The 16,221-nt window shown below is 58.1% G+C and carries 13 protein-coding genes; 4 read left to right on the forward strand and 9 right to left on the reverse strand.

Features of this window, described 5'->3' with window-relative positions; all coding sequences use genetic code 11:
• The first annotated feature begins 89 nt into the window (after nt 1–89).
• On the forward strand, nt 90–1,304 hold the full coding sequence (locus tag Q8K05_RS06645; protein WP_305245723.1) for a Fic family protein: 1,215 nt from the start codon (nt 90–92) through the stop codon (nt 1,302–1,304).
• Nucleotides 1,305–1,433: 129 nt separating this feature from the next.
• Here Q8K05_RS06645 and Q8K05_RS06650 read toward each other — a convergent pair whose 3' ends face one another.
• The 8 genes from Q8K05_RS06650 to Q8K05_RS06685 all read right to left on the reverse strand — a co-directional run bounded on the left by Q8K05_RS06650 (nt 1,434) and on the right by Q8K05_RS06685 (nt 12,819).
• On the reverse strand, nt 1,434–4,637 hold the full coding sequence (locus Q8K05_RS06650) for a type I restriction endonuclease subunit R (RefSeq protein WP_305245724.1): 3,204 nt from the start codon (nt 4,635–4,637) through the stop codon (nt 1,434–1,436).
• A 127-nt stretch (nt 4,638–4,764) separates the two neighbouring features.
• A complete protein-coding gene (locus tag Q8K05_RS06655) occupies nt 4,765–6,426 on the reverse strand; it encodes an RNA-binding domain-containing protein (RefSeq protein ID WP_305245725.1) in 1,662 nt (553 codons plus the stop codon).
• Complete coding sequence (locus Q8K05_RS06660; RefSeq protein ID WP_305245726.1) at nt 6,423–7,244, reverse strand: hypothetical protein; 822 nt, start codon at nt 7,242–7,244, stop codon at nt 6,423–6,425. Before Q8K05_RS06660 ends, Q8K05_RS06655 begins: the two co-directional genes overlap by 4 nt.
• Before the next feature lies 1 nt (nt 7,245).
• The gene (locus tag Q8K05_RS06665; RefSeq protein WP_305245727.1) at nt 7,246–7,557 is read right to left on the reverse strand and encodes a hypothetical protein; all 312 of its coding nucleotides are present in this window, start codon (nt 7,555–7,557) and stop codon (nt 7,246–7,248) included.
• Entirely contained in the window at nt 7,554–8,252 is a 699-nt protein-coding gene (locus tag Q8K05_RS06670; RefSeq protein ID WP_305245728.1) for an abortive infection family protein, read from the reverse strand. The genes Q8K05_RS06665 and Q8K05_RS06670 overlap by 4 nt, the downstream gene beginning before the upstream one ends.
• The gene (locus tag Q8K05_RS06675) at nt 8,252–9,412 is read right to left on the reverse strand and encodes a restriction endonuclease subunit S (RefSeq protein ID WP_305245729.1); all 1,161 of its coding nucleotides are present in this window, start codon (nt 9,410–9,412) and stop codon (nt 8,252–8,254) included. The genes Q8K05_RS06670 and Q8K05_RS06675 overlap by 1 nt, the downstream gene beginning before the upstream one ends.
• Nucleotides 9,409–10,953, reverse strand: coding sequence for a class I SAM-dependent DNA methyltransferase (locus Q8K05_RS06680; protein ID WP_305245730.1), 1,545 nt, complete (start codon nt 10,951–10,953; stop codon nt 9,409–9,411). The genes Q8K05_RS06675 and Q8K05_RS06680 overlap by 4 nt, the downstream gene beginning before the upstream one ends.
• Nucleotides 10,954–11,001: 48 nt before the next feature.
• A complete protein-coding gene (locus tag Q8K05_RS06685; protein ID WP_305245731.1) occupies nt 11,002–12,819 on the reverse strand; it encodes a DEAD/DEAH box helicase in 1,818 nt (605 codons plus the stop codon).
• A gap of 474 nt (nt 12,820–13,293) precedes the next feature.
• Here Q8K05_RS06685 and Q8K05_RS06690 point away from each other — a divergent pair, with 474 nt between their 5' ends.
• The 3 genes from Q8K05_RS06690 to Q8K05_RS06700 all read left to right on the forward strand — a co-directional run bounded on the left by Q8K05_RS06690 (nt 13,294) and on the right by Q8K05_RS06700 (nt 14,773).
• Nucleotides 13,294–13,473 (forward strand): CsbD family protein, encoded by a 180-nt coding sequence (locus tag Q8K05_RS06690; RefSeq protein ID WP_305245732.1) that lies wholly within the window; start codon nt 13,294–13,296, stop codon nt 13,471–13,473.
• 90 nt (nt 13,474–13,563) lie between these two features.
• A complete protein-coding gene (locus tag Q8K05_RS06695) occupies nt 13,564–14,184 on the forward strand; it encodes a flavin reductase family protein (RefSeq protein ID WP_305245733.1) in 621 nt (206 codons plus the stop codon).
• A 148-nt stretch (nt 14,185–14,332) separates the two neighbouring features.
• The gene (locus tag Q8K05_RS06700; protein ID WP_305245734.1) at nt 14,333–14,773 is read left to right on the forward strand and encodes a CBS domain-containing protein; all 441 of its coding nucleotides are present in this window, start codon (nt 14,333–14,335) and stop codon (nt 14,771–14,773) included.
• A gap of 167 nt (nt 14,774–14,940) precedes the next feature.
• Here Q8K05_RS06700 and Q8K05_RS06705 read toward each other — a convergent pair whose 3' ends face one another.
• Nucleotides 14,941–16,221 (reverse strand): MFS transporter, encoded by a 1,281-nt coding sequence (locus tag Q8K05_RS06705; protein ID WP_305245735.1) that lies wholly within the window; start codon nt 16,219–16,221, stop codon nt 14,941–14,943.

Here is a 16,221-nt window from a genome sequence, read left to right on the forward strand (position 1 = left end):
AGCAATGTTGATCCGGTTGAGGTGTTGTGAGCCGCATTGCGGCGTTATTCGCCGCACAAATTGCGGCGAATAAGCGCCATAATCGCCGCATGCGCCCCCATCGCCTCACCCGCAACCCTTGCTACATCTGGCAGTTGCCTGATTGGCCCAACCTCACCTATGACGTCGCCGCACTTTCCGCGCCCCTGGCCCAAGTGCACCGGGCGCAGGGCCTGCTCGTGGGGCGCATGGCAGAGCTGGGCATGGCCCAGCGCGAGCAAGCCACCTTGCAGGTGCTCACGCAAGAAGTCATCAAAACCAGCGAGATAGAAGGCGAGCGCCTCAGCCTGGACGCCGTTCGCTCATCCATCGCCCGCAGGCTGGGGCTGGACATTGGCGCCCTGGCCCCCAGCGACCGGCATGTGGACGGCGTGGTGGATGTGGTGCTGGACGCCACCCGCAACTTTGACCAACCCTTGACCGCAGAGCGCCTGTTTGGCTGGCACGCGGCGCTGTTTCCCACCGGCTACAGCGGGCGCGTACGCATCACCGTGGCGGCGTGGCGCACGGATGCCAGCGGCCCGATGGAAGTGGTGTCTGGCCCTGTGGGGCGGGAGAAAGTGCACTTCACCGCACCGCCTGCCAGCACATTGCCCGCGCAAACCGATGCGTTCTTGAAGTGGTTCGAGGCCGCCCCCTTGGGCGACGCCCTGATCAAAGCCGGGCTGGCGCACCTGTGGCTGGTGACCCTGCACCCGTTTGACGACGGCAATGGCCGCATCAGCCGCGCCGTGGGCGACATGGCGCTGGCCCGCGCTGAGGGCTTTAGCGCTGCCGGGCCGCCCCAAAGCGCGGACGGCCCCCGTGGGGGCAGCGACCCGCGTAGCGGCGGAGCGTGGGGGCAACATCCTGGTCAGCGCTTCTACAGCTTCAGCGCCCAGATACAGCGCGAGCGCAAAGACTACTACGACCAGCTGGAAGCCACCCAAAAAGGACCGCTGGACGTGACGCCCTGGCTCAACTGGTTCTTGGGCTGTCTGCTGCGCGCCGTGCAAGGCGCAGACGCCACGCTGGCCGGTGTGCTGGTCAAGGCCCAGTTCTGGCAACGCTGGGCCGGTACACCCATGAATGCGCGGCAAACCCAGGTGCTGAACCGCGTGCTGGACGGCTTTGAAGGCAAGCTCAGCAACGCTAGGTGGGCCGCGCTGGGCAAGTGTTCTGCCGACACGGCACTGCGCGACATCAACGACCTGCTGGCGCGTGGCGTGCTGCGCAAGCTGGAAGGTGGCGGGCGCAGTACGGGGTATGAGTTGTGCGCCAAATAGGCCGCTAGCCCGCGTAGATATTTCGAACACAGCTATCAAATGCGTAGCAATTGAGGCATCAAACATCTTGCGTCTCTACCACTTCAACCAGGCGAGAACTCTCGCGGTTGGTAACTTGATCCGCGTGGCCTACTGCGTGAGCTCGTTCGCAATCATCTCCGCCTGCTTTAGCACTGTTTCTGTCGCGAGCAATTCCATGTTGGGCGGATAGCCAAATTGCCGCAGGGTGCGTTTCACAATCACCTTAAGCTTGGCTCTGACGTTCTCTTTGATAGTCCAGTCTATGGATGCGTTTTCGCGCACCCGATGGGTTAACACCACTGCCAGTTCGCGTAACTTGTCTTGCTGCATCAACTCGCGGGCACTGTCGTTGTTGGCGACTGCGGTGTAGAACGCATATTCAAAGTCGGAAAGTCCCATGTGCTTGGCTTCATCATCGGCGGCGACGATCTCTTTGCTGACCTTGATCAGCTCGTCCATCACCTCGGCAGCAGTCAGAATTTTGTTGTGATATTTCTTGATAGCGGCCTCTAACATCTCCATCAGTGACCGGCTCTGCACCAGGTTGCGCTTGGCGCGTATTTTCAATTCGTCATTGAGGAGTTTCTTGAGCACCTCCAAGGCCACATTTTTATGCTCGTAGCCTTTCAGTTCGGCCAAGAATTCGTCAGACAAAATGGAAATGTCTGGTTTTTTTATGCCCGCCGCGTCAAACACATCAATCACTTTTTCCGACACCAACGCTTGGTCGATCACCTGGCGAATGGTGGTCTCGATTTCTTCGTTGCTGCGCCCGCCCTCGACACTGTCGTACTTCACCAGCCGCGCCTTCACGGCCTGGAAGAAGCCCACCTCGTCCTTCACGTCCATCGCTTGTTCATGCGGTATGGCAATGGCGAAGGCTTGCGAAAGCGCCGTGACCTCGTTGATATAACGTTTGCGGCCGTCATCCAAGCCGAGGATATGCTCTTCCGCCGCGAGAATCAGAGACAGTTTCTGGGCGGTATTCGCTCCGAAATAGTGTTCATAGGCAAAGCCGTGATACAGGGCCGAGATCACCTCAAGTTTCTCCAGCATCAGGCTCACGGCTTGCTCCTGCAACAGGGTTGGATCACCCTTGCCGCCCGCATCGGAATAGAACGAAAGCGCCTCTTTGAGGTCCGCCGCGATTCCCAGGTAATCCACCACCAAGCCGCCGGGCTTGTCTTTGTACACACGATTGACCCGGGCAATGGCTTGCATCAGGTTGTGCCCCTTCATGGGCTTGTCGATGTAGAGGGTGTGCATGCTCGGCGCATCGAAGCCGGTCAGCCACATGTCGCGCACGATCACCAACTTGAGCGGGTCATCTTCTGCCTTCATGCGCTCGGCCAGCAGCTTGCGCTGCTCCTTGGTAGTGTGGTGCTTGGCGAGCTTCGGCCCATCGCTCGATGCGGCAGTCATCACCACCTTGATAACGCCTTTGCTCAGTTCGTCGGCGTGCCAGTCGGGCCGCAGTTTGATGATTTCGTCATACAGATCGGCGGCAATGCGCCGCGACATGCTCACCACCATCGCCTTGCCTGCGAAGACCTCTTGCCGGACTTCAAAGTGACCAACGATGTCGCGGGCAATGTTTTTGATGCGCTGCTCGCTGCCAATCAGCGCCTCCATCTTGGTCCACTTGGCCTTGGCTTTTTGTGTCTCGGTCAGCTCGTCTTGCTCCAGCTCTTCATCCAGTTCGGCAATCAGCTTTTTACCTTCATCGCTCAGACTCACCTTGGCCAGGCGGCTCTCGTAATAAATACGCACCGTGGCACCATCCTCCACCGCTTGGGCAATGTCGTAGATGTCCACATAGTTGCCAAACACCGCCGGGGTGTTCACATCGGTCTTCTCAATCGGTGTACCGGTAAAACCCAGATAGGTGGCGCGGGGCAAAGCATCGCGCAGATACTTGGCAAAACCATAGACCACCTTCTTGCCGATCACCACGCCATCTGCGTTCTTTTCGTCTACCGTCTTGGCGGCAAAACCGTATTGGGTGCGGTGGGCTTCATCGACGATTACCACGATGTTTGGACGATTGGAAAGCTGGTCGTAAACATTGCCCTCATCGGGCTGGAACTTCTGGATGGTAGAGAAAACCACGCCGCCCGCTGCCACCTTCAGCAATGCCTTCAAGTGCTCGCGATCCTTGGCCTGCACTGGCTCCTGTCGCAACAGCTGTTTGGATGCGGCAAAGGTGTCAAAAAGCTGGTCGTCCAGATCATTGCGGTCGGTAATCACCAGTACCGTCGGGTTGTCCAGTGCCAGCACGATCTTGCCAGTATAAAAAACCATGGAGAGCGACTTGCCCGACCCTTGGGTGTGCCACACCACACCCGCCTTCATGTCACCCTTGGGCTGATCTGCAATACCCGGCAGGCCATAACTGGCCGGATTCTCGCGCACGGACAGCGGCCCGCCCATGTCCGCCGCCCGCAAGGTGGAGGCCACCGCCGCATTCACCGCGTAATACTGGTGATAGGCCGCCAGCTTCTTGATGGTGCTGATCGTGATCTGGCCCGTTTTCGGGTCTTCCTTGCTGCCCTTCTCGAAAACGATGAAGTGGCGCACCAAGTCCAGCAAGGTCCCCTGGTTCAACATGCCGATGATCAGCGTTTCCAACTGGCTGACCAGATGAGAAGCTTCTGCTTTGCCATCAGCGCTCTTCCAGGCCATGAAGCGCGACAAGCTTGCTGAAATGGAGCCAGCCTTGGCCTCCAGTCCATCAGAGATGACGACCAAAGCGTTGGCAGTGAACAGACTCGGTATGGCTTGTTTGTAGGTCTCAATCTGCTGATACGCTGCCTTGAGCGTGGCGTTTTCATCGGCTGCGTTCTTGAGTTCGATCACCACCAGCGGAATGCCATTGACAAACAGCACCAGGTCAGGCCGTTTTTTTTGATGGTTTTCGATGACGGTGAACTGGTTTGCCACCACGAACTCGTTGTTCTCAGGCCGGGCGAAGTCAATCAGCCACACCCGTTCGCCGCGTGTGTCACCATCCTTTTGCATGCTGACCGGCACCCCTTCGGTCAACAGGCGATGGAAAGCCTCATTGCTGGCCAGCAGGTCTGGCGAGTGGGCCCGTTGCACTTCCTTGAGTGCCATCTCAACCACATCCCGGGGCAGCCTGTGGTTAATGCGCCCGGCGGCTTGGGCCAGCCGACCGGGCAACAACACCTCTGCGTAACTGCTGCGCTCGGGGCTATCACTGTCGGGGGCAATGTCCGGGCCGTGCAAGTAGATGTACCCGAGCCTTTCAAACAGCTTGATGGCAAAGGTTTCGATGGCAGATTCGGTGAGCATGCTGGTTATCCCTGTTCACATTTTTTTCTTTAACTGATGGTATTCAAGAAGCCGTTATGAGAGCGCAACCTGTTGATTTATATCGGTTTTTAGTCTTAAAAACCCATCAACCTCTCATAAGCTCTCATTAATTTTTTGAACTTACGAGAGCCCAAGAGGGGCGAGTATCGCTACCGCGATTGATAATTTTCTTTTGTCGCCGTAGCTCGGCAACCAAGTTCCCTACCTTGATTTTCCGTTGCCGATCATCCATCCACTCCGGCAGCTTGTTCCACAGCAGTTCATCAATATCCTTGCGAGCCATTGAACCGTGTTCTTTCACAGCCTTGCAAATTAGGTCCAGGTAATACTGCTTGTCGAACGCAAGGTTTTTGCTGTAGCGCGCTTTCTGGCCTGTTTGCTGAGCCAACGACTTGGCGACAAAGAAGTTTGGCTTGCGGCCTTCAATCAAGGCTTTTGCCTTCAACAACTTTTCTTCATCACTACTTAGTTCTTGGCGCTTTTGCACTTTGTCCAGTGCAATGATGTCTTGCAGCGTTAAGCCGCCGTCCCGCGCCAGCAAACGAGCGTAATCAATGTCCAACACCTTGCCGGTTAGTGTCAGCATCACGCGGTTGCCTGAGAGGTCGTAGTCCGGCATTGGAAAAAACCGTTGCCGCTGGAACAAAAACAGCTTTCGAATGCCGCCGCCCGCCGTATCCACCATCTTTAGGTTGAACATGGCGGTAGCCAGAAAGCGGTTGCGGTAATGTTCCTCGGGTGCGTCCTCCATCACCACCCGGCTCACATCCCCTGGAACAAAGCTGCCCTTGTTGGTAAAGCTCAGACTCTCTTCCCGCTCCACCACATTGATGCGCCCCGCCAGCGTGTAGTCTTGGTGCGCAATGCAATTGTTCAGCGCCTCACGAATCGCATAGGGTTCATACTGATCAATTTCATCTGGGAACAGCGTACCTTCGCGGATGTAGCGGTATTTGAGGTTGCGAATCTTGGCGTACACCTTGTCCACCGCCAGCAGCAGCGGCATGCCAAACAGGGCGTAGTCCCGGTCGTTGCCTAGATGGTCTTTCAGCAGCCAACGAATCTTGGCCTCTGCTGGCAACCGGAACTGCTCGGCTTCCTCCCGGGCCAGCAGCAACAGCGCGGTGCGGGTGACGTGCCCTTTGATGGTTAGCTTGGCCTTATTCAAAAAGGTTGGCATGTCCCAGCCATCCACCTCGGCAGCCTTATCGGGAAACTTGCTCTTGAAGTTGCGCCGCGCCATCTCGAGGGCTTCTTCATCCAGATCAGTCAGGCTGGCAGCGGGCACGATCACTGCACTCCAGTCCTCCACCGTCGATTGCGCCCGGATGCGCTCAATCTCCTCCAGGTTTAGCGGCGACAGCGCTTCGCCATCGCGCCCATAGTAATGGCCGTCGAAGGCCACGGGCAAGCCCTTGGGTGCGGCCGGAATCTCAAACAACACCACGCGCCCGTTGGCGTGCGCCACCTCGTGAATCTCGATGAAGGTAATGCGATTGGTCGTCTTGTTCGCAATCTCTTCCTTCAGGCTGTCCAGATCCTTGCGCGTCAAACGAAAGTTGGAACCCACCACCTGCCGCTGGTCATTTACGCCAAAGACCAACCAAGCCGAGGCCTGGCGTTTCAGGTTGGCCTCGTTGCACAGCGCCGAAAAATACTTGCCCAGTTTGGTGAAGTCGTAGCCCTTCTTGGCTTCCTTGAACTCCACCACCTCGTTTTCGGCGGGCAAGGCCAGCAGTTGGGTTAGCTTGGTGATGTACGCGATCATTTCCGTTGCCCCCCTAAATTGGCAACAGCAGCCTGTAAAACCTGCCAACAAATTTTTGCCGTGTGTGAATCTGGCTTGAAGTTTTGAACTGCTTGTTGACGTGGATGAATGTAATTGCGAAAGTCCTTCAACGAATGGCTGTGTTTCTTGATATCCAGAGATAACAAGCCGACTTCGTGTGCTGTGTTTATCAGGCTATCGAGCGTCCACTCATGAAATGGCCGCACTTCCCCACTTCTGCCCTTCGGGGCGGAAGTGGCACGGTTAAAACTTTGGTTGTTTTTGGTTGCGGCATCCAGCAACAAACCCTCCAATGTGCTGCCACATAAAAAAATGACGGCTAGCGCTGCATCGGCATTTAGTGATTTATGTATTTCACTTATTCTTTGCTCAATCACACCCTGAAATGCAGCATCCATTTCCAGTCGTGCCAAGTCAATAGTTTGTGAATACTCCTGCGCCAGGAAATCCTGCTCGTTGGAAGCGCTTTTTGGTTCGCTGGTTCTCTGACCTGATAAACGATTGAGGATGGCGAGGGCTTTGTTTTTTTCAGATTCATCCACTGTTTCAGTTACGCAGGCGTATTCCAGTAATGCGTCCAATACCCCTGCAACGAGAGCATCCTGTTCGGTCTCCCAAAATGCCCTCAAACGTTTCATCTTTGATGACCCATTGAATCGATACTTTTCGTTATCGATATCAACCCCATGCTCCCTGAAAAACTCAGAGAACGTCTTGTCAGTAAAGCTCAAGACGAAACCACCTCTGTCAAAGAGCTTTTCAAAAACAACTTTTTCGTAGGTTTTCAATTGGGACATGCTAAACCTCCACCCGAGCCCAGACGGGGAACTGCGTCGTTTCCAGCTTGTAGTTTTTGGGCTGGCAGCTTTTACCATCGGCGGCAGTTGTTTCCAAAATGGAAATAACTGCCTTGTCCTGCAACTCCCCGGTATCGAATATGTTTTTCAGGTGTTTGTTGATGGCGGGCACCCCCACCGCAAAGAGATCAGCCATCGCCTTCTGGGTCAGCCAGACCGTCTCATCCCGCAGGGCCACGTTCAAGTTGATATCGCCATTGGCGGCCGTGTAGAGGATGAAGTTGGCGGCTTGCGGCAGGTTTTTGTCAGTCATGCTTGTTCACTTTGCAAATCAGCAGCTTCTGCAGGCAGTTGTTCGGATTCCATAAAGTCTTTGTATTCCGCTTGATAGGCCTGCAAGTCCACATTGAACAAGATCTCACTGGCGGGGTAGGAGTACTGACCCATGGTGAATTCGCCGAAAGATTCATCCCAATAGTTATTGAAATCTTCGTGATCGTCGTACTCAGGGGGGACATCGGCAGCCCCGGCACCAGCCGCTGGTGCGACGACATCGCCTTTTCTCTCCTCAAACGCCCGAATCAGGAACACCGCCACGACCAAGGTGCTGTCGATCAAAAAATCTCGGGTGAGCAAATCGACTTTGTCATTCCTGTCGCTCAATTCTTTCAGCGATTTGCCGTGCGACGTCGGGCTGATTTCGTTTCGCAGCGTGCCAATCAACTGGCCAATGTTGGCCAATGAAGTCGACACCTGGGTCACCAGTTGCTCGCCGTTGTAGCCCAATGCGCGAAAGGCTGTCTTCAACACGACGCTGATGGCGGGTGCATTCGCGAGCGCAATGCACTTCGCATCGCAAATTTCCTTGCCAATGCCTTCCAGCAGCGCCTTTGCATTTTCAACGGAGACACTGAAGTCCGATTCAAGATGACCCTCCATCCGGTCCACATAGACCCCATAGGGTTGCCAGCGGCTGTATTGGGCAAGCGTCGCCTTGAGCTTTTCCATCAGTAGGCTACCCGCACTTCACCACTCATCAACTTGGGCAGCAGGGTGTCACGCAGCTTTTCCAGCGTCTTGCGCTGCCGGGCACTCGCGATCTGCTTGTCCAGCAGTGGCTGCATCTGCTTTGACATGGTTGCAAGCACAGGTGGTGGCGGCACCAGCACCATCGCCGCGTCCAGGTCGCCGCGCTTGATGTGCCCCATGGTGGTGGCATGGCTGGCAGCGACGGCGATGAACTCGGCAAGATGGTGCTTGCACCACCGCAGATAAAACCACTTGGGGAACTCGTCCGACGTGACCTTGAACAGGTGCTGGTTCAGCACACACTTTTCGCCATCCCAGACCTTGACCATCAAGGACGCGGACCAAGCAAAGATTACATCGCCAGCTTCGACAATGTACCCGGGCTTGACGTGGCTCGTTGCCCAGTCCGCAGTGTCAGAGATGCCATTGCTTAGCTCGCGAATTTTCAGAACGGGCAGTTTTTCAACATCATCGGTTGGCGGATATTTCTGGCAGGCCAAACCATTCAAGAAATTGGCAATGCTGCTGAGCGGCCTTTCATGCCAGCCCTCTTGCGCGTCTTCCACAAACCATTGGCGAAATAGAGCTTCAGCCATGGCTTCGAGGGTTTTGTTCTGACGGTGCAGCAGGTCGATTTTGGCGTCGAGGCTGCTGAGTACAGCGGCGATGGCTTTTTGTTCGGCAAATGGGGGTAGCGAGAATTCAAAACTTCCTAATTGTTTTGCATTTGCTCCCGGTTGCGCAGACCCGCCTGCAATGGCATCCACATAGTCATACCATGCCGAAGATTGCAAAATATGACCAACAAAATCAGGTACGGCTTTAGTTGCGTCTATTTCGTACCTAATCAAGTACGACGCATACACAGCATCAAATGAAATATCTTTTATAAGCTTGTTGTATCCAGTTGTGGCACCCGTCCGCGCAATAACGATGTCGCCATTTTTCAGCTTATATTTATGAACGTCTTTTTTATCGGCAACGCAATATGGAACATCGGCCCAATTTATTCGATCAGGAGTAATGTCAGTGATTCGTAGAAATTTGGGGCCAACTGCGGTTTGCTTGGCACTAGTCGTATAGCCGTAAGAAATGTCCGAACATAGATCAGCAAGCGTTGTCGCCTCCCACCTGCTCATACATTTACCCTCGCCAGACTCTCGGCAATAGTCTGATTCAGCTTCGCTTCATCAAATAGCTGAGCCTCAAACTCCGCTTTTAGCGCAGCAAAGCGTTCCGCAAAATCGAAATCATCCTCCTCATCCGGCAGCCCCACATAACGCCCCGGCGTCAGTACGTAATCCAGCTCCGCCACCCGCGCCAGCGGCACCGAGGCGCAGAAGCCCTTTTCGTCCGCGTACTCGCTCTCGCCGGTGCGCCAGGCGTGGTAAACGTCGGCAACCTTCTGGATGTCCTCGTCGCTCAGTTCGCGCGTGCGGCGGTTGATCAGGTGGCCCAGGTTGCGGGCATCGATGAACAAAATTTCGCCCTTGCGCGGGTGGCCGTTGTTGCGGGCGCGGTTCATGAACCACAGGCCCGCCGGAATCTGCGTGTTCAGGAACAGCTTGGCGGGCAGATTGACAATGCAGTCGATCAGGTTGCCATCCGCCACCAGCGCCTTGCGGATGTCGCCCTCGCCGCTGCTCTTGCTGGTGAGCGCGCCCTTGGCCAGCACCACGCCCGCGCGGCCATTGGGGGCCAGGTGATGGTTGAAATGCTGCAGCCAGGCAAAGTTGGCATTGCCGGTGGGCGGCACGCCGTATTGCCAGCGGCCATCCTTGCGCAGCAGCTCGCCACTCCAGTCGCTGACATTGAAGGGCGGGTTGGCGATGATGAAGTCGGCCTTCACGTCTTTGTGCGCGTCGTTGAGGAAGGAGCCTTCGTTGTTCCATTTCACTTGGGATGCGTCAATGCCGCGAATGGCCAGGTTCATCTTGGCCAGCCGCCAGGTAGTCTGGTTGCTTTCCTGCCCGAAGATGGAGATATCGTTGATGCGGCCCTGGTGTTCGGTGACGAATTTCTCCGACTGCACAAACATACCGCCGGAGCCACAGCAGGGGTCAAACACCCGGCCCTTGTAGGGCTCCAGCATGACCACCAGCAGCTCGACGATGGAGCGCGGGGTGTAGAACTGCCCGCCCTGCTTGCCTTCGGCCAGCGCAAATTCGCCCAGGAAGTATTCAAAGACATGGCCCAGCACATCGGCGCTGCGGGCCTTGGCATCGCCCAGGGCGATGTTGCCCACCAGGTTGATTAGTCCGCCCAGGCTGGCGGGATCGAGGTTTTGTCGTGCAAAGACCTTGGGCAGAACGCCCTTGAGGGAGGGGTTCTCTTTCTCAATGGCGTCCATGGCGCCATCCACATAGCTGCCAATGTCTGGCTGCGTGGCTTTGCCCAGCAGGTGAGACCAGCGCGCATCAGGCGGCACGAAGAAGATGCTTTCTGCCTTGTATTCATCTTTGTCCTCCGGGTCAGCACCGGCAAAGTCACCTGCACCAGTCTGCAGCTTGATGAAGTGCTCCTCGAAGGAGTCGGAGATGTACTTGAGGAAAATAAGGCCAAGCACCACATGCTTGTATTCGGCCGCATCAATGTTCTTACGCAGCTTGTCGGCAGCCTTCCAGAGCTGTTTTTCCAGTGGCTCTTCTTTGTCGGGTTTTGCTGTGAGTGCACGGGCCATGGGAGTCGGTCTTTCAAATAACTAGTGGGGTACTGTACGACACGACACTCAGGTCAACCTCACCCCAAACCCCCCATCCCCACCCACCCCAATCACCAACCTCTGCGTCGCCCGCGTCGCCGCCACATAGAACACCCGCGCGGCCTCCTGCTCGTCTTCGCCCTTGGCAGGCATGTGCCCCACGCCGGGCAGGGCCACCACGGGGAACTCCAGGCCTTTGCTGACCTTCATGGTCATGATCTGTATGGCGTCGGCTGCGGGGTTGTATTCGCCGGTGCGCTTGCGCACGTTGAACGGCAGCTTGCGCTGGTGCAGGGCATCGGCGCACAGGTCCATGCTCTTCCAGTCCGCGCACAGGATGGCCATGTCGCCCCAGGCGTGACCTTCCTTGTGGGCGTGGCTCAGTTGGTCGGCAATGGCAAATGCCTCTTCGCGCAGGCTGGGCAGTTTGATGAGGATGGGCGCTTGGCCGTCGCGCCCGCAGCTGATGGGCTTGAGCAGCGGTATGCCGTCGTCGTCCTTGTCGTCGGCCGTCAGCAGGTCCGCCGCAATCAGGCTGGCGGTTTGCAGAATCTGCCGGGTGTTGCGGTAGTTGATTTTCAGAATCGTGGTGCGACCTTGCGCCTGAATGCCCACGCTTTTGAAGCTGAACTGTTTGCTGCGGCTGCGCTCGTAAATGCTTTGCGCATCGTCGTACAGCACCAGCAGGCTGTTCGTCGTGGGGTCCACCATTTGCGTGACCAGTCTGAGCCACTCGGGCGCAAAGTCGTGGCCTTCGTCGATCAGCACGGCCTGGTATTGGCCGCTGGGGATTTGCTTGCGGTCCACGCCCTGGATGACGCGTTGCACCATGTCGACCATCTTCATGTCCACCGGCATGTTTTGCGCAGGCAGTGTTTGCCCAAACGCCACCAGTTGGTCGCGGCACCATTTATGAAAATGCCGCGCATGCACCATGTCGCCCAGACCCTTGGCCTCCATCACGGAGGCCAGCTTGACGGCCAGCGGCTCGTTGTAGCAAAGAATCAGGATGGGTTTGCTTGCGGCGGTGTGGGCCTTGGCCAGGTACTCGGCGCGGTAGCCGAGGATCATGGTTTTGCCGGAACCGGCCACGCCGTGGATCACGCGGTGGCCGTCGCCCAGGCTACGGGCGAGTTGCTCTTGCTGCAGGTCCATCACGCGCATGATGCTGGGCAGTTCGGCCTCGGCATCGCTGTCGTCAAACAGCGCGCCCTGGGTTTGCACGCGCATCTCAGGAAACATGATCCAGCGCACGCGGTCCAGCTGCGGCAGCGACATGACGCCGCGCATCATGAACGGGAACATGCCCCACAGGCGGCTTTGCAGGTCTTCGGCGTCCACCTTGTCCAGCATTTCGTCGCTGCAAATCACCTGGTGCGGTTCAATGACCTGATCGAGTTGGCCTTCGGTGAACTGCTTGCGCGTCATGTTGGGAAACACCACGCCGTAGCTCCACGGAAAGCACAGTCCGCCCTGGTGCTGGCCATCGGCATGCACCAGCTGCGGGTCGCGCTTGAGGGCATCGGCAACTGCGTGCGCGTACTGCCTGGCCTGCTCGGCGGGGTTGGGCTGCGTCTTGAGCATGCCGTCCACAAAGACTTGCCAGCTTTGCTTGTCGGCCCGTTGAATGGTCTTGGGGCTCCAGTCTTTGACTTCCAGAATCAGCAGGCCGCGCCTCGGGTGCATCACGACAAAATCAGGGTGCAAATGCCTGGGGCCCACGGGCACGTCGTACCAGAGCAAATAGTCGTCGTCGAGTTTTTGCTCCAGCCGTTCGGCCAGCCGCCGTTCGCCGCTAGTCATGCGTGAAACGCACGTACCGATTGCAGGAATAAGAATCGCCATCCGGGAATCACCAACCTCTCAACACACACGTCAACTCTTTGTAACTGACCATCATGCCGGTGAATGAGGGGCGGGGCCAGCCCGCATTACTGAAAAAGTAAGCGTAAGGTATTCATTTGCGCGAATGAGTAGGGTAAATACTCGCCAAAAGCAATCTGGCGATGCTGCGGCTGGCTGAAGTGTGATTAAGCATAAAAACAGCCTTTAGCCCAGGTAAGACGGGCGCAATTAGCTATTAATAACATAGCAATCAAGGCCGGGCCGCATCAATGGCCGGATGCCCGCAAGGGTGCTTGTGCGGCGTGCTGACAGGCTTTGTGGGGGCTGACCTACAGACGGCTGCGCTGGCGACGGTAAGGTGGTGGCTGGTCAGCGCGCAACGACAAAACGCTGACCCGCGAGTGCTTTACAGGCACGCTGTTGTGTCGGGCCTGGCCTGGCGTTATCGAGTCGATTTCACAAGGAGTTTTGAGCATGAACAAGGACCAGATCAAAGGCGCTACCAAGGAAGTCGCTGGAAAAATTCAGGAAGCGGCCGGCAAACTGGTGGGCAGCAAAGAGCAGGAGGCCAAAGGCTTGGTCAAGCAGGTGGCGGGCAGTGCCCAAAAAGCCTTCGGTGACGCCAAGGAAATCGTCAAGGACGCGACCAAGTAAGCCTTCTGTCGCCGGGCCGGCCTTGCCCGCCACGCGCCACGGGGCGGTTTCGGGTATCGTCAATGCCCCCAACCCCCTGTGGACTTGCCTGTGACCAATGCCATTCACTTTTACGAACCGCGTGACGGCCACCGCCTGCCGCACGACCCTTTCAACGCGATCGTCGGGCCGCGCCCGATTGGCTGGATTTCGTCGCGCAATGAGGCGGGCGCGCTGAACCTGGCGCCCTACAGTTTTTTTAACGCCTTCAATTACACGCCGCCCATCGTCGGCTTTGCCAGCATTGGCTACAAGGACACGGTGCGCAACATCGAGCAGACCGGCGAGTTTGTCTGGAACCTGGCCACGCGCCCGCTGGCCGAGGCCATGAACCAGACTTGCGCGGCCGTGCCGCCCGAGGTCAGCGAGTTTGAGCTGGCGGGCTTGACCCCGGTGGCATCGCGCCTGGTTGCGGTGCCGCGCGTGCTGGAAAGCCCGGTGTCGTTTGAATGCCGCCGCACGCAGATCGTGCAGCTGGAGGGCGCCAACGGCGACAAGGTGCCGACCTGGCTGGTGCTGGGCGAGGTGGTGGCGGTGCACATCGACGAGGGGCTGCTGAAAAACGGGGTGTACGACACCGCTGCGGCCGGGCACATTTTGCGCGGTGGCGGGCCGGCCGACTATTTCACGGTGGGCCCGGAGCAGTTGTTTCGCATGCATCGACCCCGGTGAAGCGGCCTGGCAAGGCATCGATACACCCAGGAATACGGCCGTGCTGACGCGCGTCGATGATGCAATCTTGATCAACGCGGTTGCGGTGAGAGGGCAGGCTGGCTAATATGGTCGCTGCATTTGCGCATTCACCCCTGGGAGGCCCGCCATGAAATACGTTGCCAACATTCTGAAGTCAAAAGCGGACCCTGGCGTGTACGCCATCGCCCCCACCGCGTCGATGTTTGACGCGCTCCAGCTGATGGCTGAAAAAAACATTGGTTCACTGATAGTGAAGGACGGCGAGGCGATTGTCGGGATCGTGACCGAACGCGACTACGCCCGAAAAATCGTGCTGCTGGGACGCACCTCCCCGCAAACCCGGGTGCGCGAGGTCATGAGCAGCTCGGTGATGTTTGTCAGCCCGCACCACACCACCGAGCAGTGCATGGCGCTGATGACCGAAAACCGGCTGCGCCACCTGCCGGTCATGGAGGACGGCAAACTGCTCGGCATTGTCTCGATTGGCGACCTGGTCAAGGACATCATTTCCGAGCAGCAGTTCATCATCGAGCAGCTGGAGCACTACATCACGGGCGAGCGGCCTTGACGCATCCTGGTGTGGAGTTGCACGCTATCCGGCACATAAAACCGCGTCTTTTTGTCCATGGCGGCGTTGCAAATCCGCGCAATAGCGGGGCTATTGCTGTGGTTTGCGCCTTGCCCTGAACAAAAAGCCACCGGTTTTATTGGTACCGTCAAGCATGCAACACCACACTAGCGCGCCGGGTTCGGGGCCGGCCCCGGCAGCAGCACAAACGCCATCGCCCCGGCGGCCAGCAGCGCGGCAATGCTGGCCAGCACGGCCGTGAACGGGTCGGCGCCCTGGGCGCTGGCCACCGAGGCCACGATGCCGGTGAACCACTGCATGGCGGCCACGCCCAGAAACATCGCCATGGTGAACACCGCCATCGCGCGGCCGGTGATGGCGGCCGGGTAGGCGGCGCGCACGTCGGCGTACTGCAGCACCAAAAAGCCCGACAGCGCGCCAATCACGATCGGGCCCAGCACGTCGATCAGCGGGTTGTGCGTCAGCGCAAACGCGGCAAACAGGCCGGCCAGCAGCAGCGTAAAGCCCACAATCCAGCGGCGCCGGTGCAGTGGCCCGGGGTCAAGCCGGCCAAACAGTGGCGGACCGATCAGCGAGGCCAGCGACATCACCAGCGCCACGTTGCCGCTTTGCACCAGCGTGAAATCGTGGCGCTGCATCAGCAGCGGCCCCAGCCAGAGCCCGCGCAGCGAAATGAACGAGGCATAGCCGACGCTGGCCAGCAGCACAATGCCCAGCGTGTGCGGCAGCATGAAGATGGCGCCAAATTGGCCAATCGCCTGGCGCAGCGATTCCTTGCGGGGGGGCGCGCCAACCAGGCTGGCCGGCGGCGCTGGCTCATGCACCAGCGTCCAGATCAGGCCCCAGGCCAGCGCGGCACACGCGCCCAGCACCCAAAATCCCATGCGCCACGAGGTGGCCTCGATCAGCCAGGCCAGCGGCGTGCCGGTCAGCAGCATGCCGATGCCGCCCAGTCCCAGCGTGAGCCCGGAAATCGCGGCAAAGCGCTCGCTGGGCAGGTGCCGCGCAATGAACACCGTACAGACCAGAAAGGCCGGCGCGCAGCCCATGCCGATCAGCACCTGGCCCAGCACCAGCACGCTGTAGTTCGTTGCCAGCGCCGACAGCGCCGAGCCGGCAATCGCCACCGGAAACGCCACCAGCACGGTGCGCCGCACGCCGTGCAGGTCGATGCCGATGCCCATGAACAGCTGCATGGCGCCAAAGGCAAAGTGAAAGGCGCCCGCAAACAGGCCCAGCGCTTGCGCGCTGAGGTGAAAGTCGGCTTGCAGCGGCGCGGCCATGATGGCGGCCACCGTGCGGTAGGCCTGGCTGAGCGCAAACGCGGTGGTCAGCGCAAACAGCATGACCCACACCGAGCGGGCGGGCGCGGCACGGGCTGCGGGGGAGGTCGGAGAGGACGGAGAGGACGGAGAAGTGGATTTCAT

The organism is Polaromonas sp. (genome assembly GCF_030682935.1).
Classification (GTDB): Bacteria; Pseudomonadota; Gammaproteobacteria; order Burkholderiales; family Burkholderiaceae_C; genus Polaromonas.

What these genes read in the sequence shown, in the direction of transcription:
- Q8K05_RS06645 (WP_305245723.1), top strand. Translation starts at nt 90, where the DNA reads ATGCGCCCCCATCGCCTCACCCGCAACCCTTGCTACATCTGGCAGTTG.
- Q8K05_RS06650 (WP_305245724.1), bottom strand. Translation starts at nt 4,637, where the DNA reads ATGCTCACCGAATCTGCCATCGAAACCTTTGCCATCAAGCTGTTTGAA.
- Q8K05_RS06655 (WP_305245725.1), bottom strand. Translation starts at nt 6,426, where the DNA reads ATGATCGCGTACATCACCAAGCTAACCCAACTGCTGGCCTTGCCCGCC.
- Q8K05_RS06660 (WP_305245726.1), bottom strand. Translation starts at nt 7,244, where the DNA reads ATGTCCCAATTGAAAACCTACGAAAAAGTTGTTTTTGAAAAGCTCTTT.
- Q8K05_RS06665 (WP_305245727.1), bottom strand. Translation starts at nt 7,557, where the DNA reads ATGACTGACAAAAACCTGCCGCAAGCCGCCAACTTCATCCTCTACACG.
- Q8K05_RS06670 (WP_305245728.1), bottom strand. Translation starts at nt 8,252, where the DNA reads ATGGAAAAGCTCAAGGCGACGCTTGCCCAATACAGCCGCTGGCAACCC.
- Q8K05_RS06675 (WP_305245729.1), bottom strand. Translation starts at nt 9,412, where the DNA reads ATGAGCAGGTGGGAGGCGACAACGCTTGCTGATCTATGTTCGGACATT.
- Q8K05_RS06680 (WP_305245730.1), bottom strand. Translation starts at nt 10,953, where the DNA reads ATGGCCCGTGCACTCACAGCAAAACCCGACAAAGAAGAGCCACTGGAA.
- Q8K05_RS06685 (WP_305245731.1), bottom strand. Translation starts at nt 12,819, where the DNA reads ATGGCGATTCTTATTCCTGCAATCGGTACGTGCGTTTCACGCATGACT.
- Q8K05_RS06690 (WP_305245732.1), top strand. Translation starts at nt 13,294, where the DNA reads ATGAACAAGGACCAGATCAAAGGCGCTACCAAGGAAGTCGCTGGAAAA.
- Q8K05_RS06700 (WP_305245734.1), top strand. Translation starts at nt 14,333, where the DNA reads ATGAAATACGTTGCCAACATTCTGAAGTCAAAAGCGGACCCTGGCGTG.
- Q8K05_RS06705 (WP_305245735.1), bottom strand. Translation starts at nt 16,221, where the DNA reads ATGAAATCCACTTCTCCGTCCTCTCCGTCCTCTCCGACCTCCCCCGCA.